The sequence below is a fragment of the Nonomuraea sp. NPDC049646 genome, assembly GCF_044465525.1.
Lineage (GTDB): Bacteria > Actinomycetota > Actinomycetes > Streptosporangiales > Streptosporangiaceae > Nonomuraea.
In genome coordinates this window covers 588,273-613,554 of record NZ_JBITLU010000005.1, presented here as the reverse complement: position 1 = coordinate 613,554, position 25,282 = coordinate 588,273, and the positions used below count along the sequence as shown (strand labels likewise).

The following is a 25,282-nucleotide window of genomic DNA, read 5'->3' as shown; positions in this document are numbered from 1 at the left end:
CTCAGCCCTTGTTGTAGGCGGCGATGACTTCCTTCGGGTCGCCGTCCATCCGGATCTTGCCCTTGTGCAGCCAGATGACCCGGTTGCAGGTCTCCTCGATGACCTTGAGGTCGTGGGCGACCAGGAAGACCGTGCCGGCGGACTCGCGGATCTGCCGGATGCGGGCCTCGCTCTTCTTGCGGAACTCGCGGTCGCCCGTGGCCAGGGCCTCGTCGATGAGCAGGACGTCGTGGGTCTTGGCCGAGGAGATGGCGAAGCGCAGCCGCGCGCCCATGCCCGACGAGTACGTGGACATGGGCAGCTGGACGAACTCGTCGATGCCGGAGAAGTCGACGATCTCCTGGTACTTCTCCTTGACCTCCGCCGGCGTCATGCCCATGGCGTAACAGCCGAGGACGATGTTGCGCTCACCGGTCAGCTCGCGCATGAGCGCGGCGTTGACGCCGAGCAGCGACGGCTGGCCGTCGGTGTAGACGGCGCCCTCGTGCGGCGGGAGGAGGCCGGCGATGGCGCGCAGCAACGTGGACTTGCCCGACCCGTTGCGGCCCACGATGCCGATGGCGTCGCCGTGGTAGGCCACGAAGGTCACGCCCTTGACCGCGTGGACCTCCTTCATCTGCGGACGGCCCTGGCGCTTCAGCAGGCGCGTGAGGGCGTTGACCGCGTTGCCCTTCTCGTTGTCGGAGGCCGTGCCGTAGACGCGGTAGACGATGTGCAGGTCGTCGACGATGACGGTCGGGGTGCCCGTGGGTACGTCGAGCGGACTCTTGCCCCGGGGCTCCGGGTTGGGGTGCACCCTCACGTCCTTGCCGCGGACGGCGGGCTCCTCGCCCTTCACCTGTGACAGCTCCTCGGTCAGTTCAGCCACGCCCGTACCTCTCCTCGGACCGCCAGAAGTACCAGAAGCCGAAGCCGAGAGCGAACACTGCCCAGAATACGCAAGACACCCACACCATGGTCGGGGGGTAGTGTCCGCTTTGCGGGTGGTAACTCTTGATGAGGATGTCGCGCATCCACTCGATGTAGGAGGCCGTCGGGTTCAGGTACATCACGTCGGCGACCCACTGCGGGAGCTCCGCGGACCCGACCACCTTGTCCTGGATCGAGAAGAAGACGCCCGAGGCGTAGAGCCAGGTGCGGGTGATGAACGGCAGCAACTGGTTGAGGTCGCGCATCTGGGCGCCCATCCGCGCGATCACCAGGCTGGCCCCGATGTTGAACATCGTCTGGAGCGCCAGCACCACCGGGATCATGAGCCAGAACCAGGTGGGCCACTCGCCGGTGGCCGTCACGATGACGAGGAGCACGCCCATGGAGATGGCGAGCTGCTGCAACTCCTGGATCGTGTACGCCAGCGGCAGCGACGCGCGCGGGAAGTGCAGGGCGCGGATCATCGACAGGTTGCCGGAGATCGACTTGGCGCCCGCCGTCACCACGCGCTGGGTGTAGGTGAAGACGAACATCCCGGTCAGCAGGAAGGCCGGGTAGTTCTCGATGCCGCCCCGGCCGCCCAGGATGACGCCGAACATCACGTAGTAGATGCCGGCGTTGAGGAGGGGGGTCAGCACCTGCCACAGCTGGCCCAGGGCCGAGCTGGAGTACTTCGAGACGTTGCGGGACGTCGCGTACGTCAGGATGAAGTGTCGCCGCTCCCAGAGCTGGCGCAGATAGACAGGGAACCTCGGCCGCGCGATGGCACGGCGAAGTCCGTATCTCTCGGCGAGCTTGGCCAGCGGCTCCTGCCCGCTTCGGCCGCCCGCCTGGGCGTCCGCGACAGCGGATTCCGGCTGGCTCATGGCTAGGACTCTATTGGATCCAGGTCGGTGGGGTGCCTGCCGCGAGGGACGCGGCAGATGCTTGGACGGAGTCTTGGGGCGCCAGGTTCCAAGGTGCCGTCAAGACTCGCTCAACCGTAGCCCAGCGAGGCGGGCCATGGCGGGAAGGGCGCGACCACGGTCCTGTAGGGGGTAATTTTCATCCGCCGTTCACGTCGAAGCTTGACCTGTTTGAGCATCCTTGGGGTGTTTGTACTATTGCAGGAAGAATGTCTGTGACGCTGGATTGGCGCACGTGTGACCGAACTGCAACGCGCCAGAGACTCGCTGGTGGCAAGTAGTAAGGGATAGTCGCGATCGACTGGCAGGGCGTCGGCTGGTTTGACCATGTCAGCCAAATCCGGGGGATACCAGGAACCCCCCGTCAGGCTGCTTACCATCACCGCAGCTCAGCGCTGTCGCCCACCTGTAGAGGGAGGATTTTTTTCACCATGCGTGTTACTAAGGGCGCACAGATCGTCGCCGGTACCGCGCTGCTCGCCCTCGCGGTTGCCGCGTGTGGCGGCGGTGCCTCGGACGGCGGCACTGCCGCGGGCGGCGGCGAAACGCCGGTCCGCATGGAGATCGGTGAGCCTCAGGAGCTCCTCAACCCGCTGAACACCACCGAGACCGAGGGCTCCGAAGTCCTCGCCGCGGTGTTCTCGCCGCTCGTCAAGTACGACGAGAACAAGCAGCCGGTTGAAGAGGCCGCCGAGTCGATCACCACCCAGGACAGCAAGGTCTGGACGATCAAGCTCAAGGCCGGTTACACCTGGCACGACGGCAAGCCGGTCACCGCAGCCGACTACGCGCGGGCCTGGAACTATGGCGCCAACCAGGACAACGCCATGAGCTCCTCCGCCTTCTTCTCCCGCATCGACGGCTTCGCCGACGTCCACCCGGGCGAGGGCAAGACGCCGACGGCCAAGGAGATGAAGGGCCTCAAGGCTGTCGACGACAGCACCCTTGAGGTGACGCTGTCCGCACCGTTCTCGCAGTTCAAGACGATGCTCGGGTACACCGCCTTCTACCCGCTGCCGGCCTCCGCGCTCGGCGCCGACGGCAAGGTGACCCAGGCCTACGGCGAGCAGCCGATCGGCCAGGGCCTGTTCAAGGTCGACAAGCCCTACAAGAAGGGCGGCGCGCAGACCATCGACATGACGGTCTACGACAAGTTCCCCGGCCCCAAGCCGAAGAACTGGACCAAGCTGCAGTTCAAGATCTACAGCTCGGCCGAGACCGCCTTCCAGGACCTCCAGGCCGAGAACCTGGACGTGGACGACTCGCTGCCCGCCTCGGCGATCGCGACCGCCAAGTCCGTCCTCGGCGACCGTTACTTCGACGAGCCCGACGCCTCTGTCGGTTACATCGGCGTCCCGCTGAAGTACAACCCCGAGTTCAAGAACCCGGACGTGCGCAAGGCCATCTCCATGGCCATCGACCGCAAGACCATCACCGAGACGGTCTTCGCGGGCACCCGCGCCCCGGCCGACGACTTCATCAACCCGGCCATCCCCGGTTACCGTCAGGGCGCCTGCACGGCCTGCACGTACAACCCGGCCGAGGCGAAGAAGCTCTACGCCGACGCCAAGGGCCCGACCAAGCTGGAGCTCGGCTACAACGGCGACGGCGGCCACAAGGAGTGGATCGAGGCCGTCGCCAACAACCTCCGCGCCAACCTGGGCATCGAGGTCACGCCGAAGCCGTTCGAGAACTTCAAGGCCATCCTGGACGACCTGGACGCCAAGAAGTACAAGGGCCTGTTCCGCATGGGCTGGTCGATCGACTACCCGTCGGCCGAGAACTACCTGACGCCGATCTTCGGCACCCAGGCCATCTCGACCGGCTCGAACTACGGCGGTTACGAGAACAAGGAGTTCGACGACATCGTCGCCAAGGGCGACCAGGCCGCCGACGCCGCCGAGGGCCTCAAGCTCTACCAGCAGGCCGACGACATCCTGATCAAGGACATGCCGTACATCCCGGTCTACTTCTACCGGAGCAACTTCGGACACTCCGCCAAGGTCAAGGGCGTCAAGCTGAACCTGCTCAACCAGGTTCAGTGGGCCGACATCGAGAAGGCCTGACGTCATTCGCCGGGCGGACGGCTCTTGCCGTCCGCCCATCGGAGGACTGAGCTTGGAGGCAGTCACTTTGGGGCCGGGCAAACCGCGGCTACGAGGGTGACTGCCTCCACGCATGTACCGGAGGGCTTGAATGGGCCGTTATGTCATCAGGCGACTGCTGCAGGCGATACCCGTCCTGCTCGGCGCCACGCTACTCATCTTCGCGATCGTCTTCGCCCTGCCCGGCGACCCCATCCAGGCACTGGCGGGCGAGAAGCGCCTGGACCCGGCTGTGGCCGAGGTCCTGCGCGACCAGTACCACCTGAATGATCCGCTGCTGCTGCAGTACTGGTACTACCTCAGCGGCGTGCTGTTCCACGGCGACTTCGGGACCACCTTCTCCAGGATCCCGGTCTCGCAGCTCATGGCCGGCAAGTTCCAGGTCACGCTGAACCTCGCGCTGACCGCGCTCGTCATGGAGGCCATCATCGGCGTCGGCCTCGGCCTGTGGGCGGCGCTGCGCCGCGGCAAGGCCTCCGACACCGCCATCCTCGCCTCGACGCTGCTGCTGATCTCCGTCCCCACGCTGGTGACGGGCTTCGTGCTGCAGCTCGTGCTCGGAGTCAAGCTCAAGCTGTGGACGGGAAGCGACATCTTCCCCGTGGCCGGCATCTCGGCCGGGTTCCGCAGCTACCTGCTGCCCGGTTTCGTGCTCGCCGGCACGTCGATCGCCTATCTCACCAGGTTGACGCGCACCAGCCTGGTGGAGACGCTGCGCGCGGACTACATCCGCACGGCCACCGCCAAGGGCCTGGCCAAACGCCGCGTCATCGGCAGGCACGGGCTACGCAACGCCCTGATCCCGCTGGTCACCTACCTCGGCGCCGACCTCGGGAACCTGATGGGCGGCGCGGTCATCACGGAGACGATCTTCAACCTGCCGGGCATCGGCAACCAGCTGTTCCAATCGATCCTGCTGCGAGAACAACCGGTCGTCGTGGGCATCGTGACGGTGCTGGTGCTGATCTACATCCTGGCCAACCTGGTCGTCGACATGTTGTACGCAGTGCTCGACCCGAGGATCCGCTATGAGTAACGAAGCAAACGTCGGGCCCATGCTGCCGGAAGCGAAGTCGCTGGTCACGGAGGCCCCGGCGCCACCGTCCCCCGACAAGCAGGGCAGGCGCGGCAAGCAGAAGCAGGAGAAGCCCGCCAGCCTGTGGACCGACGCCTGGTACGACCTGCGCCGCCGGCCGATGTTCATCGTCTCCGCGGTGCTGATCGCGATCCTGCTGGTCATGGCGTTCTGGCCGTCGTTGTTCACCTCGATCGACCCGACCAACGCCCAGACCTGCGACCTGTCCACCGCCCGGCAGCTCCCCAGCGTGGGGCACCCGTTCGGCAAGGACAGCCAGGGCTGTGACGTGTTCGCCAGGACGATCTACGGCGCCCGCAACTCGATCGTGATCGGCGTGACCACCACGATCATCACCATGATCGTGGGCGGCCTGCTGGGGCTGTTCGCCGGCTTCCGCAGCGGCCTGATCGACTCGGTCTCCTCCCGGGTCACCGAGATCTTCTTCGCGATCCCGCCGATCCTGGGCGCGCTGCTCATCGCCGCCACCTTCCGCGACAGCGGCATCAACAGCATCATGCTGGTCATCGCGGCTCTGGCGGTGCTCGGCTGGCCGATGGTGTTCCGCATCATGCGGGCCTCGGTGATCACGGCCAAGAGCCAGGACTTCGTGGTCGCCGCGCGCGCGGTGGGCGCGGGCCAGTGGCGCATCATGTTCAAGCACCTGCTGCCGAACTCGCTGGCGCCGGTGATCGTGGTCAGCACGATCAACCTCGGCGGCTACATCGCGGCGGAGGCGGCGCTGTCGTTCCTCGGGGTCGGCGTGCAGTCGCCGGACATCTCGTGGGGCCTCATGATCGCCGACGCCCGGCCGCGGTTCCTCGACGCGTCGCTGCCGCTGTTCTTCCCGGCCCTGTTCCTGAGCATCACGGTGCTCGCGTTCATCATGCTGGGCGACGCCGTGCGTGACGCTCTCGATCCGAAGCTCAGGTAGAAGGGGGGATCAAGTGAAGAAGACGTCGACAGACGTGTTGCCCGCCGAGGGAGGGCTGGGCGACGAACCGCTGCTCGCGGTGGACGATCTGCACGTGGAGTTCCGTACGCGTCAGGGCGTCGTGCGCGCGGTGAACGGCGTGAGCTACACGGTCAACCCCGGTGAGACGCTGGCGGTGCTCGGCGAGTCGGGTTCGGGCAAGTCCGTGACCGCTCAGGCGATCATGGGCATCCTGGACATGCCGCCGGCCGTCATCCCCAAGGGCGAGATCCGCTTCAAGGGCACCGACCTGCTCAAGCTCTCGGAGGACGCGCGCACCCAGGTGCGCGGCCAGCGCATCGCGATGGTCTTCCAGGACGCCCTCTCGGCGCTCAACCCGGTGTTCACCGTGGGCTGGCAGATCAGCGAGATGTTCCGGGTCCACCGCGGCATGTCCAAGCGCGACGGCATGAACAAGGCCGTCGAGCTGATGGACAAGGTCCGCATCCCGGCCGCCCGGCAGCGCGTCAACGACTATCCGCACCAGTTCTCGGGCGGCATGCGGCAGCGCATCATGATCGCGATGTCGATCGCGCTCGACCCCGAGGTGCTGATCGCCGACGAGCCGACCACCGCCCTGGACGTGACCGTCCAGGCGCAGATCATGGAACTGCTGGCCGAGCTGCAGCGCGAGAGCCAGATGGGCATGATCCTGATCACCCACGACCTGGGCGTCGTGGCGGACGTGGCCGACAAGATCTCGGTCATGTACGCCGGCCGGATCGTGGAGAACGCCCCGGTGCACGACATCTACCGGGCGCCGGCGCACCCGTACACGAAGGGCCTGCTGGAGTCCATCCCCCGGGTGGACCTCAAGGGCCAGGAGCTGTACGCGATCAAGGGTCTGCCGCCCAACCTGCTCGACCTGCCGAGCGGGTGCGCGTTCAATCCCCGGTGCCCGTACCGGCAGGACAACTGCGTGACCGCCGCCCCCCAGCTCTACGAGATCAGCGGCACGCGTGGCAGCGCCTGCCACTACTGGAGGGAGGTCCTCGATGGCGAACGGCAGTGAGCGCATCCTTGAGGTTCGCGACCTGGTCAAGCACTTCCCCCTGACCCAGGGCATCGTCTTCAAGAAGCAGATCGGCGCGATCAAGGCCGTGGACGGCGTCTCGTTCGACCTGAACAGGGGCGAGACGCTGGGCATCGTGGGCGAGTCCGGCTGTGGCAAGTCCACGCTGGCCAAGGTGCTGATGGCGCTGGAACGGCCGACCTCGGGCTCGGTGAAGATCAACGGCAAGGACATCGCCAAGGCCAGGGGCGGCGACCTCAAGCGCATGCGCCGCAACATCCAGATGGTGATGCAGGACCCGTACACCTCGCTGAACCCCCGGATGACCGTCGGCGACATCATCGGCGAGCCGTACGAGATCCACACGGAGGTGGCGCCCAAGGGCGACCGCCGCCGCAAGGTGCAGGAGCTGCTGGAGGTCGTCGGGCTCAACCCCGACCACATCAACCGCTACCCGCACCAGTTCTCCGGCGGCCAGCGGCAGCGCATCGGCATCGCCCGCGGCCTGGCGTTGCAGCCGGAGATCATCGTCTGCGACGAGCCCGTCTCGGCGCTGGACGTGTCGATCCAGGCCCAGGTGATCAACCTGCTGGAGCGGCTGCAGAACGAGTTCAACCTGGCCTACATCTTCATCGCCCACGACCTGTCGGTGGTCCGCCACATCTCCGACCGGGTCGGCGTGATGTACCTGGGCAAGTTCGTGGAGCTCGGCAAGGACGTCGAGATCTACGACAAGCCGGCTCATCCGTACACGCAGGCGCTGCTGTCGGCGGTGCCGGTTCCCGACCCCGAGGGCCGGGAGCAGCGCGAGCGGATCATCCTGCAGGGCGACCCGCCCTCGCCCGCCAACCCGCCGTCGGGCTGCCGCTTCCGCACCCGCTGCTGGAAGGCGCAGGAGATCTGCGCGGAGGAGGAGCCGTTGCTGCAGATCCGGACGGGGACCGGGCACGAGAGCGCCTGTCACTTCGCCGAGACGCACGACGTGGTGCACGCGGGCTGACCGCGCTGGACCGTGAGGCCCTCCGGGAGCACTTCCTTCCCGGAGGGCCTTGTCACGTGGTGGCCACGATCGCCGAGCCCTGGCCGAACAGTCACGTGGTGGCCACGATCGCCGAGCCGTGGCCGAAGAGCCCCTGGTTGACCGCCAGGCCGACGCGCGCGCCCGGCACCTGCCGCCCGCCCGCCGCGCCGCGCAGCTGGTACGTCAGCTCGCACAGCTGCGCGATCGCCTGGGCCGGGATCGCCTCGCCGAAGGAGGCCAGGCCGCCCGACGGGTTGACCGGCACCCGGCCGCCGAGCGCGGTCTCGCCCGCCCGCAGCAGCTTGTCCGCCTCGCCCGGCGGGCACAGGCCGACGTCCTCGACCCAGTCCAGCTCCAGAGCGGTGGACAGGTCGTACACCTCGGCGAAGGAGACGTCCTCGGGGCCGAGGCCGGCCTCCTCGTAGGCCGCGTGCGCGATCGCGGCCCTGAAGGGCCTCTCGGGCGCGGGAACGGCGGCGCAGGACTCGGTGGCGAAGTTCGGCAGCTCCAGGATCGTGTTGGGGAAGGTCGGGGTCACCGTGGAGACGGCGGCCAGGCGCACCGGGGCCGTCGCGCCGAGCCGCCTGGCGTACGCCTGCGAGGCCAGCACCACCGCGGCCCCGCCGTCGGAGGTGGCGCAGATGTCCATCAGGCGCAGCGGGTCGGCCACCATGGGTGAGGCGAGCACCTCCTCCGCCGTGACCGCGCGGCGGTAGCGGGCCATGGGGTTGAGCGAGCCGGCGCGCGCGTTCTTGACCTTGACGGCGGCGAAGTCGTCGCCGGTGGAGCCGTACAGGGCCATGCGCCGGCGGGCGTACAGGCCGAAATAGGCGGGGTTGGTCGCGCCGAGCAGGCGGAAGCGCAGCCAGTCGGGGTCGTCGGGCCGGTCGCCGCCGACCGGCTTGAAGAAGCCCTTGGGGGTGGAGTCCGCGCCCACCACGAGCGCGACGTCGCAGAGCCCGGCCAGGATCCTGGTCCGCGCGATGTCCACGGCCTGGGCCCCCGACGCGCAGGCCGCGTAGCAGGAGGCGATCCTGGCGCCCGTCCAGCCCAGGGCCTGGGCGTAGGTGGCGCCGGCGACGAAGCCGGGGTAGCCGTTCCTGATCGTGTCGGCGCCCACCACGTACTGGACGTCCGTCCAGGCCACGCCGGCGTCGCGGAGGGCGGCGCGGGCGGCGGCGACGCCGTACTCGGCGAAGGGACGTCCCCACTTGCCCCACGGGTGCATGCCCGCGCCGAGCACCACCACCGCGCTCACGAGGCCCGCCCCCACATCCACACCAGCGGCCCGTCGGCCAGCGGCCCGTGCACGAGCTCCAGCTCCATGCCCACCTCCAGATCGGCCGCCGTGAGGTCCTTGACCTGGCCGAGCACCACCAGCCCGGCGTCGTCGAGCTCGACGGCGGCCAGCGTGACCGGCCGGTACGGCCGCGCCGCCACGAACGGCTCCGGCGGCGGGTAGTCGGCTTCGGTGTAGGACCAGACCCGCCCGCGCCGCGGCAGCCGGACCTCGGCCGTCTCCTCGCCCGCGCAGCGCGGGTTGCGGCACAGGCCGGGCTGCGGCGGGAAGGCGACGGTCCCGCAGGTCAGGCAGGTGGTGCCGAGGAGGTGGGTGGCGCCGTCCTCGTCGATGGCGAACCAGCCGTCGATCGCTAAGGTCATAGCCAGGAGTATCACACAAGCGCTTGCTAGGGTGAATCCCCGCGCCGCCTCCGCCGGGTCGCGACCACCCGCGCCGACATGGCCGCCGCCAGCGCCACCATCCCGGCCACGACCGGCGCCCTGGAGGCGGGCGGCCGGGCCGGCCCCCGCCCGAAGTACGGGCCGGGCCGGGCGGCCGGTGAGGCCCTTCCGTGGGCCAGCCGCCGGGCCTCCCGCAGGGCGAGCGTCGCGTCGGCCACCCCGTGCCCGTAGGCGGGGCTGTGGCCGCGCGCGGGCCGCCTCCTGGTGCCGCGCTCGATGGCCGTGCGCACCTGGTACGGCGACAGGTCCGGATGGGCCGACCGCACCAGGGCGGCCACGCCCGCGACCATGGCCGCCGCCGAGCTGGTGCCGTCGCCGGCCACGTACCCGTCGCCGCCGTCGGCCGTGACGACGTCCGTGCCCGGCGCGACCACCGACAGGTAGTCCTGGCGGTTGGAGAAGGGGGCCACCCGGAGCCGCCGGTCCACCGCGCCCACGGCGATCACGCCCGGGTAGGCGGCGGGGAAGTTCTTCCTGTTGGCCGTGTCGCCGTCGTTGCCCGCCGAGGCCACCAGGACCGCGCCGCGGGCGAGCGCGTACTGCACGGCCTCCTCCTCGGCCGCCGAGCCCTCCCACGCGCCGCTGCCGCCGCCGAGGGACATGCTGATCACGTCCGCGCCGTGGTCGGCCGCGTACCTGATGCCGGCGGCCAGGGCGTCGCGGCGGCCGGCGCGCTGCTCGGCGCGCAGCGGGTCGGTGTTCTCCAGCGTGACCCTGATCGACAACACCCGCGCCGCGGGGGCCACGCCGACCACGCCCTCCGCGCGCCTCTCGCCGTGCCCGCGGCCGGCGATCAGGCCGGCCATGGCGGTGCCGTGGTGCCCCCACAGCCGCGGCGGCGCGCCGGTCAGGTCGGGGCCCTGGACGACGGCCCCCCGCAGGTCGGGGTGGCGGCCGTTCACGCCGGTGTCCAGGACGGCCACCAGCACGCCCGCGCCCCGGCTCTCCCGCCACGCCTTGGGCGCGCGCAGCGCCGCGAGCTGCCACTGCCGGGCCCGCGCGGCGGCGCCCACGCCGCCGGGGACGCTCGGCGAGGCCGCCGTCCGCACGTCGTCGGTGGCGCTGGACGCCACGCCCGCGACCCCGGCCGCCAGGATCAGAGCCGGCAGCAGGGACGCGAGCGCCCTCATCGGGTCAGCGCCCGGTACAACGTCTCGGCGAGCTGCCGGGCGACCCCGCGCAGCCGCGGCGCGGCCCGGTCGCCCGGCCGGTACGCCCGCCCGTCGGCGTACCCCGCGGCCGTCGCCACGAGGTAGGGGTCGCCCGACCCGGCCAGCGCCCCGGTGACGTACTGCCGCCGGCCGAACCGCTCGGCCGGCCCGCCGGGGAAGGCCACAGGACGCACGGTGGCCGGGCGCGCCCCCCGGTACGTCCCGGGGCCCGGCACGCCGAGCACGGCGATGCCGACGGTCGCCACGTACGTCTGGGTGCTGTCGGCGTACGTGGCCCGCAGGGCGGTCAGGCAGCCGGGCCGCACCGCGGCGGCCTGGAACGCCACCCGGCACGGCGCCTCCGGAGCCACGCCCGCCAGCACGTACGTCACCCTGGCCCCCGACGGGCTGAGGCCCGGCACGACCAGGGGGAAGATCCGCGTCACCGGCCAGGCGTGCCAGCGCTCCGGCACGGGCGCGTCGGCCTGCGGGCAGAACATGGACAGGATGGAGAGCAGCACGACGGACAGTTGGTACACGTCAACCTCGAACGGGAGGGGAGGGACGCCCGATCTGCCGTGCATTCTGGCACGCGGCCGATGATTCGTTCCGACGCTTCGGTAAACAGCCCGATACGCGGAGTAATTGATGTTATGCGGCTATTCGCCCTAGCGTGTAGGCGAAAGTCGGACATGCGCCCCAGGTGGGAGCCCCAGCCGCTGCGCCGCGTCGCCGTAGTTGACCGCGATGGCGATCAGCCCCGCCGAGTCCGTGAACGCCACCAGCTCGCCCGGCGGCACCGCCGCGAACGTCGCCCGGAAGGGCATCGCGAGCTGCCGCCGCCCCAGCCACACCCCCAGCGTGTCGCCCACCTGGACGCCCAGCGCCTGAAGGTCGCCGGCCGCGATCGACAACTGCGTGTTGCCGTAGCGGTCGACCGAGACGACCTCGCCCTCGACCGAGCCCTCCCGCAGCAGCGAGGTCGGCGCGGGCAGCGTGACCAGCCGCTCGACCGGCACCGGGGGGCCCAGCTCGGCCGGGTCCAGGCCGCCGGCCAGCCGCCCGGCGACCGGCGAGAAGACGTCCCGGCCGTGGAAGGTCGGCGACACCGGCCGCAGGAAGTGCTCCTCGTTGCTCAGCGCGTACGCGGCCCGCGCGCCGCCGCTGGCGCGCACCGCCCAGGACAGCAGCCCGTTGTCCGGGCCGACGAACATCCGGCCGCCCGCCTCGACCGCCACCGACCGCCGCGCGCCGCCCACGCCGGGATCGACCGCGCCGATGTGGACGCCTTCCGGGAGGTAGGGGATGGTCTGGGCGAGGATCGCCGCGCCCCGCCGTACGTCGCCGGACGGGACGAGGTGGCACACGTCGATCACCCGCGCCTCGGGCGCGATCCCGGCGATCACTCCGTGGCAGGCGGCCACATAGCCGTCTTCGAGCCCGTAGTCCGTGAGGAGCGTGATGACTGGGGTCACATTTCGTGACTGTACGTCCGGCAATCCGCCGTGAACAGCCGCAGATCGCACATTACGATTGGCCACGGGCCGCGAAGCGTGCGATGTGATCGTCGCACGCCCCTTCCCGAGGAGGACATCATGGGAGCACCGCTCAGCGGTGACAGTGCTGCCCAGGAACCGTCCCAGACATCCCTCAACGACCGTGATCTCGAACTCCTCGCCTTCGAACGCCAATGGTGGCGGCACGCGGGCGCCAAGGAGCAGGCCATCAAGGAGACCTTCGGGTTCTCGGCCACCCGCTACTACCAGTTGCTCGGCGAGTTGATCGACAGACCGGAGGCGCTGGAGCAGGACCCGATGCTGGTCAAACGGCTGCGAAGGTTGCGCTCCACCCGTCAGCGCGACCGTGCGGCGAGACGGCTCGGCATGCGCCCCTGACCGGCTGGGTACGGCAGCCGCGTGAGGAACATCCCTGGTATGGAAGCGATCCTTAAAGATCCGTCCGGCGCCGTGATCGGGCTCGACTTCGACGGAACCCTGTCGCCGATCGTGCCCGATCCCGCCTCCGCCAAGATCCACCCCGAGGCCCCCGCCGTGCTCGCCGAACTCGGCGCCCACGTCGGGGCCGTGGCCATCGTGACCGGCAGGCCGGCGGCCACCGCGCTCGAACTCGGGCCCGGCCTGGCCGACGTGCCCGGCCTCGTGGTGCTCGGCCACTACGGCTTCGAACGGTGGGAGCACGGACGCGTCTCGGCGCCGCCGCCGCCGCCCGGCGTGCCGCGCGTCCGGGCCGAGCTGCCCCTGCTGCTCGACGCGCTCGGCCTGCACGGCGTGGTGATCGAGGACAAGGGCCGGGCGGTGGCCGTGCACACCAGGCGCGCCCCCGACCCCGAGGGCGCGCTCGCCGTGCTGCGCGAGCCGCTGGCCGAGCTGGCCGGGAAGCACGGCCTGGTGATCGAGCCGGGACGCATGGTCCTGGAGCTGCGCCCGCCCGGCATGGACAAGGGCCACGCGCTCGGGCTGTTCCTGGCCGAGCGGGACGCCAGGTCCGTCATGTTCGTCGGCGACGACCTCGGCGACCTGGCCGCCTTCGACGCCGTACGCGCCTCCGGGCTGCCCGGCGTGACCGTGTGCAGCGGCTCGGCCGAGGTGACCGCGCTGGCCGAGCGGGCCGACATCGTGGTCGACGGGCCCGACGGCGTGGTGGCGCTGCTGCGGGAGCTGACGACGGCCTTCACCCGCCCCTGACGCCCCAGCCGTTCGTGAGCCGGCTCGCGGCCCTGCGCCGTTCGGGCCGGCTCGCGGCTTTCCGCCGTTCGTGATCGGGCCCGCTTCGGGGTGGTTCGCGGCTTTCAGCCGTTCGTGGTGGGGGTGGTTCGCGGCTTTCAGCCGTTCGTGATTGGGCTGCAAGTGGCGGGTCCTACGTTGGTGCGCATGTCACGACGATCTCTCGCTCTCGCCGCCGCCTCGGCCGCGACCCTGGCGACCCTGGCGGCCGCGCTCGCCGTCCCCGGCGCCGCCTCCGCCGCTCCCGCGCAGCAGCTCAAGCTGCGTGGCGGCCTGACGCTCTACATCCCGATCGAGTGGGTGGTCCACCGCACGGGCGGCGACGTCGTCCAGGTGGTCACCGGCCGGTGCGCCAAGCCGCAGGGCTGGGGCTCGCCCGAGTGCGACGCGTTCTACGTCCTCGGGCCCGGCGCGATCAAGCGGGGCGCCGAGGGGTTCGGGCCCTACACGGGCAAGAACCCGTACTATCCGGCCAGCGACGTGCAGCCCTGCCCGATCAACCGCAAGTGGGGCGAGGTCGTCGGCCCCAAGGTCACCAGGGGCTACCGGCAGGTGGGGGCGGGGCACAAGGCCGCCTACAACGCCTGGCAGGCCACCTGCGTCAGCTACTCGGGCGGCGGCGTCAAGGCCCGTTTCACCCAGCGCGAGTGGTACCTGCCGAAGAGCCGGATCCTCGTCGTCGACCAGTGGGACACCCCCGGCCTGGCCGACACGCTCAAGTACGCCGACTGGAGATGAGCACCCCGGCGACCGCCAGGCCGATGACCACGGGCACCAGCAGGAACGCGTTCCCGGTGCCGTAGCCGTCGGCCACCGCGCCGAGCAGCAGCGGGCCGATCGCCATGGCGGCGCCCGCCCACACGGGCGAGGCGGCCGCCGCCCGGTCCGCCCGGTCGCCGGAGGCGGCGATCAGCGTGCTCAGCGCGAGCGGGAACTGCAGCGACGCGCCCAGCCCGCTCAGCGCCAGCCCCACGTACGACAGGATCGGCGCGGTGCTCGCCCAGAACAGCGCCCAGCCGAAGGCCATCAGCCCCAGCGCGCCGGCCAGCAGCGGCGTGGCCGGCAGCCGCAGCGCGAGCTGCGCGCCGGCGAACCTGCCCGCCGCCATGCCGCTGACGAACGCCGTCAGCCCGGTCGCCGCGACGGCCGCCGGCACGCCCGTCCTGAGGGCGAACAGGTCGGCGGCCCACAGGTTGAACGAGAACTCCAGCGCCACGCAGCAGAACAGCACGCCCCCGGCCAGATGGAAGCGCCACCCGCCGCCCGCCCGCACCGGGACGGCCTCCCCGGCGAGCATGCCGCCCTGCCCGCCGGCGGCCCGCCGGGGCGCGGGCCAGGAGCGGCCCAGCGACAAGGCCAGCAGGACGCTGACGGCCGGGGTGACCAGCAGGGCGGCCCGCCAGCCGAGCGCGCTCTGCGCCACCTGGCTGAGCACGAACGTCGCCACCATCCCCACCAGCACGCCCACGGCGTTGGCCTCGCTGAGCGCGGCCGGCCCGGCGGCCCCGTGATGGTCGCTGAGCTCGGCCATCGCCGCGTAGAGCATGACCGAGCCGAAGCCGCCGGCCACGCCGTAGCCGAGCAGCGTCAGGGGCAGCGCGGAGGCGGCCATGACCAGCAGCACGCCGGCGTTCATCCCGGCCAGGCCGAGCCAGCACGTCGAGCGCCGGCCGAGCAGCCTGGTGAGCAGGGGGAGCGCGAGCCCGGCGGCGATCGTCCCGACCGCCATGGCGGTGCCGTGCAGCCCGGCGACGGTGGCCGTGGTGCGCTGGTCGGCGCGCAGGAGCGGGAGGGCGGCGCTCAGGCCGTACACGAACGTGGCGAACGTGCCGAGCAGGAAGTAGATGAGCCAGGTAGGACGGTCCCGGACGAGTCTGATGGGCACTGAGACCGTCGACACGCGGCAGCCTCCGTCATTGGCAGTGAACCCGACTTCTCATGTTAAAGCAGGGCGTCGAGTTGGGACTCCAGCCACTTGTGCGGCGGCAGCGCGGTGGCCGCCTCGTGCAGCCGGTCGCGGCGCCGCCGGCGTTCGTCCTCGGGCATCACCAGGGCCTGGTGCAGCGCGTCCGCCGTGCCGCTCACGTCGTAGGGGTTGACCACCAGCGCGTACGGCCCCAGCTCGGCCGCCGCCCCCGCCTCGCGCGAGAGCACCAGGGCGCAGCGCGGCGACAGGACCGGCCCCTCCTTGGCGACCAGGTTCATGCCGTCACGGATGGGGTTGACCAGCAGCACGTCCGCCAGCCGGTAGGCGGCCAGCGAGCGCGGGTAGTCGTCGTTGACGTTGAGGATGACCGGGTCCCAGTCCTCGGTGGCGTACTCGTCCTCGATCTCGCGCGCGCAGCGCTGCACCGACGCGGTGTACTCGCGGTATTCGGGCAGGTCGTGCCGGCTGGGATAGGCGAAGGCCAGGTGGACCACCTTGCCGTGCCACTCCGGATGGGCGGCCAGGAACTCCCGGTAGGCCAGCAGGCCGCGCACGATGTTCTTGGACAGCTCGGTGCGGTCGATGCGGACGATCAGCCGGCGTCCGACCACCTGTTCGGCCAGCGCTGCCATGTGCGACTCGACGTCGGGCTCGCAGGCCCGCGCCCACAGCGCCGCGCCGTCCACGCCCAGGCTGTGCACGCCGACGCGGGTCGTCCTGCCCTCGTGGGCGACCGTGCCGGCCGCGCGGTCCACCCGCGCGCCCAGCAGCGCCTCGCAGCAGTCCATGAACGCCGCCGCCCACCGGGCGGTGAGGAAGCCCGCGTGGTCGGCCCCAAGGATGCCGTCGAGCACCTCCCTGGTGACCGCGTCGGGCAGCAGGGAGAAGTACTCGGGAGGCGCCCACGGCGTGTGGCTGAAGTGGGCGATGCGCAGGTCGGGCCGCTCGGCGCGGAGCATCGCCGGGGTGAGCGTCAGGTGGTAGTCCTGGACCATCACCCGCGCGCCGTGCCCCGCCTCCTCGGCCAGCGCCAGCGCGAACGCGCCGTTGTAGTCGCGGTAGGACTCCCATTCGCGCCGGAACTTGGTGCCGAAACTGGGGGAGTTGGGGATGTCGTACAGCAGGTGGTTGACGAACCACAGGGTCGAGTTGGCCACGGCGTTGTAGGCGCGGTGGAAGGTGGCCGCGGGGATGTCGAGCATCCGCAGGGCGCCCGTGTCGTAGCCGCCGCGGTCGAGCCGGCCCCCCGGGGCCAGGCGCACGGCGCTGCGGTCGCCGTCGGACAGCGCGGCGCACACCCACAGCACGCCGTGCTCCTTGGCCACCCCCGACAGGCCCGACACGAGGCCGCCACCACCGCGTTTCATGGTCAGCTCACCGTCGTCGTCGACGGTGAAGGAGACCGGCCCGCGGTTGGACGCCACGAGAACGCTGTTCATTTGGGCTCCCTTCGCCCATAGGATCCCAGCTATGGCGCTAGATGAGCTAACCGAGGAACTCGCCCGCTCGGCCGCGGCCGGAGACCATCGCGCGCTCGGCGAGCTCCTGGCCAGGATCGAGCCTGACGTGATGCGCCACTGCGCCCGGATCCTGCCCTATCACCAGGACGCGGAAGAAGCCTCGCAGGACACTCTGCTGGCCGTGGCGCGCAACATCGGCCGGTTCGAGGGGCGGGCCAGGTTCAGCACCTGGCTGCACATCGTGACCGCCAACTGCGCGCGCACCACCTACCGCTCGCTGAAGCGCAGGGCCGCCGAGCAGACGTCGGAGGAGCTGCCGATGCAGAAGCCGGACGCGCGGCGGGTCAGCGTGATCGCCGGCTCGCGGCTCGACCTGCTCGACGCGATGGAGGCGCTGGAGGCCGACAAGCCCGACCTGGCCCAGGCGCTGGTGCTGCGCGACATCGTCCAGCTCGACTACAACGAGGTGGCCGAGCAGCTCAACATCCCGCTCGGCACCGCCAAGTCCCGCATCCACCAGGCCCGCAAGTACGTGCAGGGAGTCCTCGGGGAGGACTATCGGTGAGACGTGTCCTCTCGCATGCTGAGACGGGTGGTTGTTTCCACCACTTGAGAAGGTAGAGTCCTTTTCGAACAACTGAATATTGCTCATCCAGAGGGGTGGAGGGACCGGCCCTGCGAAGCCCCGGCAACCCTCCCGGCTTGTGCTCGCGACCTGGCGAGGCCGACCGGGACAAGGTGCCAATTCCGGTTCGCGGTCAAGGTGGCCGCGGGCGAAGATGAGGGAAGGCCTCGCTTCATGTCGCTCGACTTTGGTCCTGCCGTCGCTCTGTCCTGCCGCGAGTGCGGCACGCGCTACCCCCTGGGCCCCAGCTTCGCCTGCCTGGAGTGTTTCGGGCCGCTCGAAGCGGCCTACTCCTTCGGCCAGGTGACCCGCGCGGACATCGAGTCCGGCCCCGCCAACATCTGGCGCTACCGCTCCCTGCTCCCGGTCCCCGCCGACGTGGCGAGCAAGCCCAACATGAACCCGGGCTGGACGAAGCTGGTCAAGGCCGGCAACCTCGGCAAGGCGCTCGGCATCCGGTCCCTGCACGTCAAGGACGACTCGGGCAACCCCACCCACTCCTTCAAGGACCGGGTGGTCGCCATCGCCGTCGAGGCGGCCAGGAACTTCGGGTTCCACACGCTCTCCTGCTCCTCCACGGGCAACCTCGCCGGCGCGGTCACCGCCGCCGCCGCGCGGGCCGGCCTCGACGCGTGCGTGTTCATCCCGGCCGACCTCGAAGCAGCCAAGATCGCCATGGCCCGGGTGTTCGGCGGCCGGCTGATCGGCATCGACGGCACGTACGACGAGGTCAACAGGTTCTGCTCGGAGCTGATCGGCGACCCGCTGGGCGAGCGGTGGGGGTTCGTCAACGTCAACCTGCGGCCCTACTACGCCGAGGGGTCCAAGACGCTCGCGTACGAGATCGCCGAGCAGCTCGGCTGGCGGCTGCCGGAGCAGATCGTCATCCCCATCGCCTCCGGCTCCCAGCTCACGAAGATCGACAAGGGGTTCAAGGAGCTGATCGCGCTCGGGCTGGTCGAGGACACGCCGTACAAGGTGTTCGGGGCGCAGGCGGCCGGGTGCTCGCCGGTCTCGGCGGCGTACAAGGCGGGGCACGACGTCGTCCAGCCGGTCAAGCCGGACACGATCGCCAAGTCGCTGGCCATCGGCAACCCCGCCGACGGGCCGTACGTGCTGGACATCGCCCGGCGCACGGGCGGGGGCGTCGAGGACGTCACGGACACCGAGATCGTCGCCGCCATCAAGCTCCTGGCCTCCACCGAGGGCATCTTCGCCGAGACCGCGGGCGGCGTCACGGTGGGCGTGCTGAAGAAGCTCGTCGAGTCGGGCAGGCTCGACCCCGAGGCCGAGACGGTGGTCCTGAACACCGGCGACGGCCTGAAGACGCTCGACGCGATCAGCGACGACGCGCGGCCCACCGCCGTGATCCGGCCCTCTCTCGACGCGTTCCGCGCGACTGTCTGACAATCCAGGAAAGGCAACAAAAACCATGAGCGTTTCTGTGCGGATTCCCACCATTCTGCGCACTTACACCGGGGGTAACGCCGAAGTGAGTGGCGAAGGGGCGACTCTTCGTGACGTTCTCGCCAAGCTCGACTCCGACTACCCGGGGATCGGCGCGAGAATTCTGGATGAATCGGGCAAGATTCGTCGTTTTGTCAACGTTTACGTTGGTGATGAGGATGTCCGTTTCGCCGAGGGCCTGGACACTCCCGCCCCGGAAGGCACTCAGATCTCCATCATCCCCGCCGTCGCGGGCGGCTGACCGCCGGACCACCGACTCTTGAAGGCGCCCCTTGTGGGCGCCTTCTTGTTTTAGAACCAAATTCAACCTCGAACGACTCAGCCTTCGATGAAATTAGCGTTTTGTCGGTTGACTCTGTTGCCAAACCCCGTGCCACAGGTATGGTCGAGGGCGATCGTCTGGCTGATTTTCCCAAAAGTCATGCGATTACGGGTCTCGCGAAGGAATGGGCGAGATCTGCGAGCCCAGTAAGAGGAGTCGGAAGTGGCGCAGGGCACCGTCAAGTGGTTCAACGCGGACAAGGGCTACGGCTTCATCGCGGTAGACGGTGGTAAGGATGTATTCGTCCATTACTCAGCGATCATGATGGACGGGTACCGCTCTCTCGAACAGGGACAGCGCGTCGAGTTCGAGATCACGCAGGGCCAGAAGGGGCCGCAGGCGGAGTCCGTCCGCACGGTCTGATTCACCCTCGCTGGTATGCACCAGGCGGGACGTGCGGCAGCGCAGTCCGTACGGGCTCGCCACTGTTTCCTCCGTCGGCTTCGCACGGCGGGCCGCGCCTCAGGGGGCGGCTCGCCGTACGAACCGGCGCACCCGATGACCTGCCCGATGAGCTGGGGTGGGGTGCCCGTGGCTTGCACTCGGCAGGGTAGAGTGCTAAACAGTTCGTTGGCACTCTGTGTGGCAGAGTGCCAACAACTCGGATCGAGACGATGGGGTCTGCCGAACGGAGATGCAGGCCTATGCCGTCGCGGGCGTCGGCTCGGTCCAGGACACGCCACCCTGCATCTGGGAGGTCTAGCCTTATGGCAGCCAAGATGATCGCGTTTGACGAGGACGCCCGGCGCGGTCTCGAGCGCGGTATGAACCAGCTCGCCGACGCCGTCAAGGTGACCTTGGGCCCCAAGGGGCGCAACGTCGTGCTGGAGAAGAAGTGGGGCGCTCCCACGATCACCAACGACGGCGTCTCCATCGCCAAGGAGATCGAGCTCGAGGACCCGTGGGAGAAGATCGGCGCCGAGCTGGTCAAGGAAGTCGCCAAGAAGACTGACGACGTCGCCGGCGACGGCACCACCACGGCCACCGTGCTCGCCCAGGCTCTGGTGCGCGAAGGTCTGCGCAACGTGGCCGCCGGCGCCAACCCGATGGCCCTGAAGAAGGGCATCGAGGCCGCCGTCGAGCGGGTCAGCGAGGAGCTCTCCAAGCTGGCCAAGGACGTGGAGACCAAGGAGCAGATCGCCTCCACCGCCTCCATCTCCGCCGCCGACCCCGAGATCGGCTCGCTCATCGCCGAGGCGATGGACAAGGTCGGCAAGGAAGGCGTCATCACCGTCGAGGAGAGCAACACCTTCGGCCTGGAGCTCGAGCTCACCGAGGGCATGCGCTTCGACAAGGGCATGACGTCGATGTACTTCGTGACCGACTCCGACCGCATGGAGGCCGTTCTCGAAGACCCGTACATCCTGATCGTCAACAGCAAGGTCTCGGCCAACAAGGACCTGCTGCCGCTGCTCGACAAGGTCGTGCAGTCCGGCAAGCCGCTGCTGATCATCGCCGAGGACGTCGAGGGCGAGGCCCTGGCGACCCTGGTGGTCAACAAGATCCGTGGCCTGTTCCGCTCCGTGGCCGTCAAGGCCCCGGGCTTCGGCGACCGCCGCAAGGCCATGCTGGGCGACATCGCGATCCTGACCGGCGGTCAGGTCATCGCCGAGGAGGTCGGCCTCAAGCTCGAGACCGCCACCCTCGACCTGCTCGGCCGCGCCCGCAAGGTCGTGGTGACCAAGGACGAGACCACCATCGTCGACGGCGCCGGTGACGCCGAGGCGATCTCCGGCCGGGTCAACGAGATCCGCGCCGAGATCGAGCGCACCGACTCCGACTACGACCGCGAGAAGCTGCAGGAGCGCCTGGCCAAGCTGGCCGGTGGCGTGGCGGTCATCAAGGCCGGCGCGGCGACCGAGGTCGAGCTCAAGGAGCGCAAGCACCGCATCGAGGACGCCGTCCGCAACGCCAAGGCGGCCGTCGAGGAGGGCATCGTCCCCGGCGGTGGCGTGGCGCTGCTGCAGGCCGGCGCCAAGGCGTTCGACAAGCTCGAGCTCAACGGCGACGAGGCCACCGGCGCGGCGATCGTGAAGAAGGCTCTTGAGGAGCCCCTCAAGCAGATCGCGGTCAACGCGGGCCTCGAGGGCGGCGTCGTCGTGGAGAAGGTGCGCAACCTGACCCCGGGCGAGGGCCTCAACGCCGCTTCCGGCGAGTACGTCAACATGTTCGACTCCGGGATCATCGACCCGGCCAAGGTGACGCGCTCCGCGCTGCAGAACGCCGCCTCCATCGCGGCGCTCTTCCTCACCACCGAGGCCGTCATCGCCGAGAAGCCCGAGAAGACCCCTGCTGCTCCGGCCGGCATGCCCGGCGGCGGCGACATGGACTTCTAGGCCTCGCCTGGTCGCTGACACATCAGAAGGCGGTTCGGATCTCCAAGGATCCGGCCGCCTTTTGTTGTGTCCGATCCCGTCACGTTTAGTAGTTATTGACTACGGAAAGTAACGACACACGAAGTGACGATTCACCGCACAAAGGAGTAGTTACATGAATTCCCGCACCGCGCGCGTTCTCGGGCTCGGGGCCGTCATGATGGCCGCCGCGGCCGCCATGACGATGCCCGCCCAGGCAGACGACCACGGTTACCTGGACGAGTCCCTGGAGTACGTCGACGTGCCCTACTGCGCGGGCTACCTGGAGCTGTACGACCGCGACTACTGCGCCTCGCCGTCGAGGTGGACGTCGCAGGACGAGCGCGGGGAGATGTCGGAAGAGGGCGAGGAAGGGTCGTCCGAGGAGGGCGAGGACAGGTCGTCCGAGGAGGCCGACGAGAGGTCCGGCGAGCACGGGGACGCCTCCGACGAGGGCCAGGACATGTCGGGCGAGCGCGACGAGAACTCGGACGAGGGCGCGGACATGTCGGACGAGGGCGCGGAAATGTCCGGCGAGCGCGAGGACGTCTCTGACGAGGGCCAGGAGATGTCGGGCGAGCGCGAGGACGTCTCGGACGCCTTCGAGGGCCGGTCGGCCGTCGAGAACGAGGACCTGTCGTCCAACGCCCCCGGGGACTTCACGTTCGCCGACGAGCTGGTGCAGGGCGACTGAACCCCCGTCTGGTGGCGCCGGGCGTACCGAACCCGACGCGGCACCACGGCGAAGGCGCCCCGAACGCGAACGGGGCGCCTTCGCCGCGGTGTTGTGCCGGTCTCAGACGCCGAAGTGCGCGACGACGTGACCGCGGGCCAGCGTGTTGGCGGTGATGTTGAAGCCGACGACGGCCGGGCTCGCGTCGCTGCCGACGCCCAGCTCGTCGACCCCGAGCGCGTGCACCGTGAAGACGTAGCGGTGGGGGGCGCCGGGCGGGGGAGCGGCGCCGCCGTAGTCTTTGGTGCCGTAGTCGTTGCGGGCGTGGACCGCGCCGGCGGGCAGGCCCTTGAAGTCGGGGCCGGTGCCCGCCCCCCTCGGCAGCTCCGTGGTGTCGCCGGGCAGGTCGAACAGCACCCAGTGCCAGAAGCCGCTGCCGGTGGGGGCATCGGGGTCGTGGCAGGTGACGGCGTAGCCGCGGGTGCCCTCGGGCGCGCCCGACCAGCGCAGCTGGGGCGAGACGTTCCCGCCGGTCATCCCCCAGTCGTCGAAGACGTGGAGGTCGTTCAGCCGCTCGCCGTCGCGGATGTCGTCGCTCTCCACCACGAGTGCGGGGACCGGGGGCAGGTGTTCATGCGGAAGGGGTGCGGGCACGGCATCCTCCTAGGTTGACAGCTCCTTCAGGCCATCCTAGAAGCGGCCGTGCCCGCCCTCCGTCAGGTTCCGAGCTGCGCCGGGAGCGGCCTGTCGTGCAGCACCGTGAGCGAGGTGACCGCGCGGGTCAGGACCACGTACAGGCGGGCCAGGCCGCGGGGCTCGGCCTCGACGATGTCGGCCGGCTCCACGACGATCACGTGGTCGTACTCCAGGCCCTTGGCCAGCGTGGCGGGCACGATCAGCAGGCGGTGGTCCTGCGTCGCGTCGGGGTCGAGCACCGCGTGCGGCAGGCCGGACAGCGACTCGGAGACCGCCGCCACCCTCGCGTCGGGGACGATGACCCCGATCGACCCCTCCCTGGCCAGGACCTCCCGGGCGGCCTCGGCGACCGCGCCGCCCGGCCGGACCGTGAGCGAGCCCGCGCCCGGACGCAGCGACCGCGGGGCGGCCAGCGCGGGGGCGATCGAGGGCAGCAGGCGGGCCGCGTAGTCGAGCACCTCGCGCGGGACGCGGAAGCCGAGGGTCAGCTCGGTCACCTCGCCCTCGTCCTGGCCGAGGTGCTTCAGCACGGTCTCCCACGAGCTGGTGGACCACGGCGTGGTGCCCTGGGCCAGGTCGCCGAGCACGGTGGCCGAGCCGTTGCGGCAGCGCCGGCCGAGCGCCCGCAGCTGCATCTCGGACAGGTCTTGGGCCTCGTCCACGACGAGGTGGCCGAGGGACGGGGTGCGTTCCATGAGGTCGCGCAGCTCGTCGAGGAGCGCGGCGTCGGCGGCCGACCATTTGGCGGACTTCCAGCTCCGATAAGGCTTCCGCCAAAGCAGCATTTCCTGCTCGTCAGGCGACAAATCGGTTTTGGCGGCTTTTGTGAGGAATTCTGGGTCGGACAGCAGGCGGTGCAGGACCTGTTCCGGCGTCAGTTTCGGCCACACCGCGTCGACGAGCTGCTTGACCGGCCTCGACCTGGCCACCGCGTCCTGGACCCGGTCGTCGGGCGACTCGCCGCGCTGCTCCATCCGCACGAGCACCTGGTGGGCCAGGCGCTGGGCCAGCGCGGCCCGTCCCGGCGAGTAGCGGGTGGTGCCGCGCAGGGAGGCCACCATCTCGCGCACCTCGTGGTCGGCGACCCGGTAGCGGTAGGCGCCCTTGGTGAACACCAGGCCGTCCTCGGGCTTGACGATGTGCATCCACAGCGCCCGTTCGAGCACCGCGGCCATCCTGGCGTCGCCCTTGATCGCGGAGACCATCGGGTCCTCCTCGGCGGCGTGCTCGCCGAGCAGCCCGGCCACGGTGGTCTGGTCGACCTTGACCTCGCCCAGCGCGGGCAGGACGGAGGAGATGTAGGACAAAAACGCCCGGTTCGGGCCCACGATCATCACGCCCGACCTGGCCAGCCGCTCGCGGTGGGTGAACAGCAGGTACGCGGCCCGGTGGAGGCCCACGGCGGTCTTCCCGGTGCCGGGTGCGCCCTGGACGCACACGGTCTGGGCCAGCGTCGCGCGGACGATCTCGTCCTGGTCGGGCTGGATGGTGGCCACGATGTCGCGCATCGGGCCGGTGCGCGGGCGTTCGATCTCCTCGGTGAGGATCTTCGAGGGGCCGACCTCGCCGCCCTCGCCGAGCGGCTCGTCCTCGAACGCGGTCAGCGCGCCGCCGTGGTAGCCGAAGCGGCGGCGGCGGACGACGCCCATGGGGTCGGCCGGGCTGGCCTGGTAGAACGCGCGGGACACCGGCGCGCGCCAGTCGATGACCAGCGGCCGGCTGGTGCCGTCGTGCACGTGGCGGCGGCCGACGTAGATGGTGCCCGGCAGGTCGTCGCCGCCCTCGCGGTCGAGGCGGCCGAAGAACAGCGGGGTGTCCGGATGGTCGGCGAGGGCGGCCACGCGCTGGTCCAGCAGCGACTGGAGGATCTGCTGCGAGACCCAGTCGCCGGCCGCGTCGGCCGACAACGACTGGGCGTGGGCCCGCATCGCCTTGAGCGCGGCCCTGGACTCGGCCAGGTGGGCCTGCTCGGCGGCGAGCACGTCGGAGGGTATGTCGGGAGCCAGTTGGTGTGTGGGCATGCGAAAGCGCCTCCCAGGGTCGAAAAACGGAGGTGGTCAAGGCAGCGAATCGGCTAGTTTAACGGCGGCCGTCCGGTG

The 25,282-nt window shown here is 70.2% G+C and carries 25 protein-coding genes and 1 riboswitch; of the genes, 14 read left to right on the top strand and 11 right to left on the bottom strand.

The features are described from left to right. Position 1: 1 nt before the first annotated feature. Both ACIBQ8_RS18485 and ACIBQ8_RS18480 read right to left on the bottom strand, forming a co-directional pair. Positions 2 to 868, bottom strand: a complete 867-nt coding sequence (locus ACIBQ8_RS18485) for an ABC transporter ATP-binding protein (protein WP_397179429.1) — start codon at positions 866 to 868, stop codon at positions 2 to 4. Beyond that, entirely contained in the window at positions 861 to 1,796 is a 936-nt protein-coding gene (locus ACIBQ8_RS18480; RefSeq protein WP_397192508.1) for an ABC transporter permease, read from the bottom strand. The genes ACIBQ8_RS18485 and ACIBQ8_RS18480 overlap by 8 nt, the downstream gene beginning before the upstream one ends. Before the next feature lie 470 nt (positions 1,797 to 2,266). Between ACIBQ8_RS18480 and ACIBQ8_RS18475 the strand changes: the two genes are divergently transcribed. The 5 genes from ACIBQ8_RS18475 (at position 2,267) to ACIBQ8_RS18455 (ending at position 8,000) form a co-directional block, all read left to right on the top strand. Then, positions 2,267 to 3,901, top strand: a complete 1,635-nt coding sequence (locus ACIBQ8_RS18475; RefSeq protein WP_397192507.1) for an ABC transporter substrate-binding protein — start codon at positions 2,267 to 2,269, stop codon at positions 3,899 to 3,901. Positions 3,902 to 4,031: 130 nt separating this feature from the next. Beyond that, positions 4,032 to 4,976, top strand: coding sequence for an ABC transporter permease (locus tag ACIBQ8_RS18470; protein ID WP_397179431.1), 945 nt, complete (start codon positions 4,032 to 4,034; stop codon positions 4,974 to 4,976). Continuing rightward, positions 4,969 to 5,949 (top strand): ABC transporter permease, encoded by a 981-nt coding sequence (locus ACIBQ8_RS18465; RefSeq protein ID WP_397179432.1) that lies wholly within the window; start codon positions 4,969 to 4,971, stop codon positions 5,947 to 5,949. The genes ACIBQ8_RS18470 and ACIBQ8_RS18465 overlap by 8 nt, the downstream gene beginning before the upstream one ends. Before the next feature lie 13 nt (positions 5,950 to 5,962). After that, positions 5,963 to 7,000 carry an ABC transporter ATP-binding protein gene (locus tag ACIBQ8_RS18460; RefSeq protein ID WP_352361745.1) on the top strand — a complete coding sequence of 346 codons (1,038 nt, stop codon included), beginning with the start codon at positions 5,963 to 5,965 and terminating at the stop codon, positions 6,998 to 7,000. Continuing rightward, a complete protein-coding gene (locus tag ACIBQ8_RS18455) occupies positions 6,984 to 8,000 on the top strand; it encodes an ABC transporter ATP-binding protein (RefSeq protein ID WP_397179433.1) in 1,017 nt (338 codons plus the stop codon). The genes ACIBQ8_RS18460 and ACIBQ8_RS18455 overlap by 17 nt, the downstream gene beginning before the upstream one ends. Before the next feature lie 91 nt (positions 8,001 to 8,091). Here ACIBQ8_RS18455 and ACIBQ8_RS18450 read toward each other — a convergent pair whose 3' ends face one another. The 5 genes from ACIBQ8_RS18450 to ACIBQ8_RS18430 form a co-directional block, all read right to left on the bottom strand. Further along, positions 8,092 to 9,249 carry a lipid-transfer protein gene (locus tag ACIBQ8_RS18450; protein ID WP_397192520.1) on the bottom strand — a complete coding sequence of 386 codons (1,158 nt, stop codon included), beginning with the start codon at positions 9,247 to 9,249 and terminating at the stop codon, positions 8,092 to 8,094. Between the two features lie 26 nt (positions 9,250 to 9,275). After that, the gene (locus ACIBQ8_RS18445) at positions 9,276 to 9,683 is read right to left on the bottom strand and encodes a Zn-ribbon domain-containing OB-fold protein (protein ID WP_397192506.1); all 408 of its coding nucleotides are present in this window, start codon (positions 9,681 to 9,683) and stop codon (positions 9,276 to 9,278) included. A 26-nt stretch (positions 9,684 to 9,709) separates the two neighbouring features. Then, the gene (locus ACIBQ8_RS18440; RefSeq protein WP_397179435.1) at positions 9,710 to 10,894 is read right to left on the bottom strand and encodes a S8 family serine peptidase; all 1,185 of its coding nucleotides are present in this window, start codon (positions 10,892 to 10,894) and stop codon (positions 9,710 to 9,712) included. Further along, on the bottom strand, positions 10,891 to 11,454 hold the full coding sequence (locus ACIBQ8_RS18435; RefSeq protein WP_397179436.1) for a hypothetical protein: 564 nt from the start codon (positions 11,452 to 11,454) through the stop codon (positions 10,891 to 10,893). Before ACIBQ8_RS18435 ends, ACIBQ8_RS18440 begins: the two co-directional genes overlap by 4 nt. Before the next feature lie 129 nt (positions 11,455 to 11,583). After that, a complete protein-coding gene (locus ACIBQ8_RS18430; RefSeq protein ID WP_397179437.1) occupies positions 11,584 to 12,390 on the bottom strand; it encodes an S-adenosyl-l-methionine hydroxide adenosyltransferase family protein in 807 nt (268 codons plus the stop codon). A 120-nt stretch (positions 12,391 to 12,510) separates the two neighbouring features. On the opposite strand from ACIBQ8_RS18430, the gene ACIBQ8_RS18425 reads away from it, so the two are divergent. The 3 genes from ACIBQ8_RS18425 (at position 12,511) to ACIBQ8_RS18415 (ending at position 14,397) form a co-directional block, all read left to right on the top strand. Next, positions 12,511 to 12,810 (top strand): DUF3263 domain-containing protein, encoded by a 300-nt coding sequence (locus tag ACIBQ8_RS18425; protein WP_364339926.1) that lies wholly within the window; start codon positions 12,511 to 12,513, stop codon positions 12,808 to 12,810. A 39-nt stretch (positions 12,811 to 12,849) separates the two neighbouring features. Further along, a complete protein-coding gene (gene otsB, locus ACIBQ8_RS18420; protein ID WP_397179438.1) occupies positions 12,850 to 13,620 on the top strand; it encodes a trehalose-phosphatase in 771 nt (256 codons plus the stop codon). A gap of 186 nt (positions 13,621 to 13,806) precedes the next feature. After that, positions 13,807 to 14,397, top strand: a complete 591-nt coding sequence (locus ACIBQ8_RS18415) for a hypothetical protein (RefSeq protein WP_397179439.1) — start codon at positions 13,807 to 13,809, stop codon at positions 14,395 to 14,397. Here the strand turns inward: ACIBQ8_RS18415 and ACIBQ8_RS18410 are convergent. Beyond that, a complete protein-coding gene (locus ACIBQ8_RS18410) occupies positions 14,375 to 15,559 on the bottom strand; it encodes an MFS transporter (protein WP_397192505.1) in 1,185 nt (394 codons plus the stop codon). The genes ACIBQ8_RS18415 and ACIBQ8_RS18410 overlap by 23 nt on opposite strands. A gap of 41 nt (positions 15,560 to 15,600) precedes the next feature. After that, entirely contained in the window at positions 15,601 to 17,025 is a 1,425-nt protein-coding gene (locus tag ACIBQ8_RS18405; protein ID WP_397192504.1) for a trehalose-6-phosphate synthase, read from the bottom strand. A 31-nt stretch (positions 17,026 to 17,056) separates the two neighbouring features. Between ACIBQ8_RS18405 and ACIBQ8_RS18400 the strand changes: the two genes are divergently transcribed. From ACIBQ8_RS18400 to ACIBQ8_RS18375, 6 genes are all read left to right on the top strand, one after another. After that, positions 17,057 to 17,611 (top strand): RNA polymerase sigma factor, encoded by a 555-nt coding sequence (locus ACIBQ8_RS18400; protein WP_189654051.1) that lies wholly within the window; start codon positions 17,057 to 17,059, stop codon positions 17,609 to 17,611. A gap of 80 nt (positions 17,612 to 17,691) precedes the next feature. After that, positions 17,692 to 17,832: riboswitch (SAM riboswitch) on the top strand. A 13-nt stretch (positions 17,833 to 17,845) separates the two neighbouring features. After that, complete coding sequence (gene thrC / locus ACIBQ8_RS18395) at positions 17,846 to 19,078, top strand: threonine synthase (RefSeq protein ID WP_397179442.1); 1,233 nt, start codon at positions 17,846 to 17,848, stop codon at positions 19,076 to 19,078. Positions 19,079 to 19,103: 25 nt separating this feature from the next. Further along, a complete protein-coding gene (locus ACIBQ8_RS18390) occupies positions 19,104 to 19,379 on the top strand; it encodes a MoaD/ThiS family protein (protein WP_352361720.1) in 276 nt (91 codons plus the stop codon). A 243-nt stretch (positions 19,380 to 19,622) separates the two neighbouring features. Then, positions 19,623 to 19,823 carry a cold-shock protein gene (locus tag ACIBQ8_RS18385; RefSeq protein ID WP_106250594.1) on the top strand — a complete coding sequence of 67 codons (201 nt, stop codon included), beginning with the start codon at positions 19,623 to 19,625 and terminating at the stop codon, positions 19,821 to 19,823. Positions 19,824 to 20,167: 344 nt separating this feature from the next. Further along, positions 20,168 to 21,796, top strand: a complete 1,629-nt coding sequence (gene groL / locus ACIBQ8_RS18380) for a chaperonin GroEL (RefSeq protein ID WP_352320884.1) — start codon at positions 20,168 to 20,170, stop codon at positions 21,794 to 21,796. A 154-nt stretch (positions 21,797 to 21,950) separates the two neighbouring features. Next, positions 21,951 to 22,508, top strand: a complete 558-nt coding sequence (locus ACIBQ8_RS18375) for a hypothetical protein (protein WP_397192503.1) — start codon at positions 21,951 to 21,953, stop codon at positions 22,506 to 22,508. Positions 22,509 to 22,610: 102 nt separating this feature from the next. Here the strand turns inward: ACIBQ8_RS18375 and ACIBQ8_RS18370 are convergent, their stop codons facing one another. Then, entirely contained in the window at positions 22,611 to 23,141 is a 531-nt protein-coding gene (locus ACIBQ8_RS18370; RefSeq protein ID WP_397179444.1) for a YbhB/YbcL family Raf kinase inhibitor-like protein, read from the bottom strand. A gap of 62 nt (positions 23,142 to 23,203) precedes the next feature. Beyond that, positions 23,204 to 25,204 carry a HelD family protein gene (locus ACIBQ8_RS18365; protein WP_397192502.1) on the bottom strand — a complete coding sequence of 667 codons (2,001 nt, stop codon included), beginning with the start codon at positions 25,202 to 25,204 and terminating at the stop codon, positions 23,204 to 23,206. Between the last annotated feature and the right edge of the window lie 78 nt (positions 25,205 to 25,282).

Coding starts and splice junctions, on each gene's coding strand:
- ACIBQ8_RS18480 (WP_397192508.1), bottom strand. CDS start 1,796: ATGAGCCAGCCGGAATCCGCTGTCGCGGACGCCCAGGCGGGCGGCCGA.
- ACIBQ8_RS18475 (WP_397192507.1), top strand. CDS start 2,267: ATGCGTGTTACTAAGGGCGCACAGATCGTCGCCGGTACCGCGCTGCTC.
- ACIBQ8_RS18470 (WP_397179431.1), top strand. CDS start 4,032: ATGGGCCGTTATGTCATCAGGCGACTGCTGCAGGCGATACCCGTCCTG.
- ACIBQ8_RS18465 (WP_397179432.1), top strand. CDS start 4,969: ATGAGTAACGAAGCAAACGTCGGGCCCATGCTGCCGGAAGCGAAGTCG.
- ACIBQ8_RS18455 (WP_397179433.1), top strand. CDS start 6,984: ATGGCGAACGGCAGTGAGCGCATCCTTGAGGTTCGCGACCTGGTCAAG.
- ACIBQ8_RS18450 (WP_397192520.1), bottom strand. CDS start 9,249: ATGCACCCGTGGGGCAAGTGGGGACGTCCCTTCGCCGAGTACGGCGTC.
- ACIBQ8_RS18445 (WP_397192506.1), bottom strand. CDS start 9,683: ATGACCTTAGCGATCGACGGCTGGTTCGCCATCGACGAGGACGGCGCC.
- ACIBQ8_RS18440 (WP_397179435.1), bottom strand. CDS start 10,894: ATGAGGGCGCTCGCGTCCCTGCTGCCGGCTCTGATCCTGGCGGCCGGG.
- ACIBQ8_RS18425 (WP_364339926.1), top strand. CDS start 12,511: ATGGGAGCACCGCTCAGCGGTGACAGTGCTGCCCAGGAACCGTCCCAG.
- otsB (WP_397179438.1), top strand. CDS start 12,850: ATGGAAGCGATCCTTAAAGATCCGTCCGGCGCCGTGATCGGGCTCGAC.
- ACIBQ8_RS18415 (WP_397179439.1), top strand. CDS start 13,807: ATGTCACGACGATCTCTCGCTCTCGCCGCCGCCTCGGCCGCGACCCTG.
- ACIBQ8_RS18405 (WP_397192504.1), bottom strand. CDS start 17,025: ATGAACAGCGTTCTCGTGGCGTCCAACCGCGGGCCGGTCTCCTTCACC.
- ACIBQ8_RS18400 (WP_189654051.1), top strand. CDS start 17,057: ATGGCGCTAGATGAGCTAACCGAGGAACTCGCCCGCTCGGCCGCGGCC.
- thrC (WP_397179442.1), top strand. CDS start 17,846: ATGTCGCTCGACTTTGGTCCTGCCGTCGCTCTGTCCTGCCGCGAGTGC.
- ACIBQ8_RS18390 (WP_352361720.1), top strand. CDS start 19,104: ATGAGCGTTTCTGTGCGGATTCCCACCATTCTGCGCACTTACACCGGG.
- groL (WP_352320884.1), top strand. CDS start 20,168: ATGGCAGCCAAGATGATCGCGTTTGACGAGGACGCCCGGCGCGGTCTC.
- ACIBQ8_RS18375 (WP_397192503.1), top strand. CDS start 21,951: ATGAATTCCCGCACCGCGCGCGTTCTCGGGCTCGGGGCCGTCATGATG.
- ACIBQ8_RS18365 (WP_397192502.1), bottom strand. CDS start 25,204: ATGCCCACACACCAACTGGCTCCCGACATACCCTCCGACGTGCTCGCC.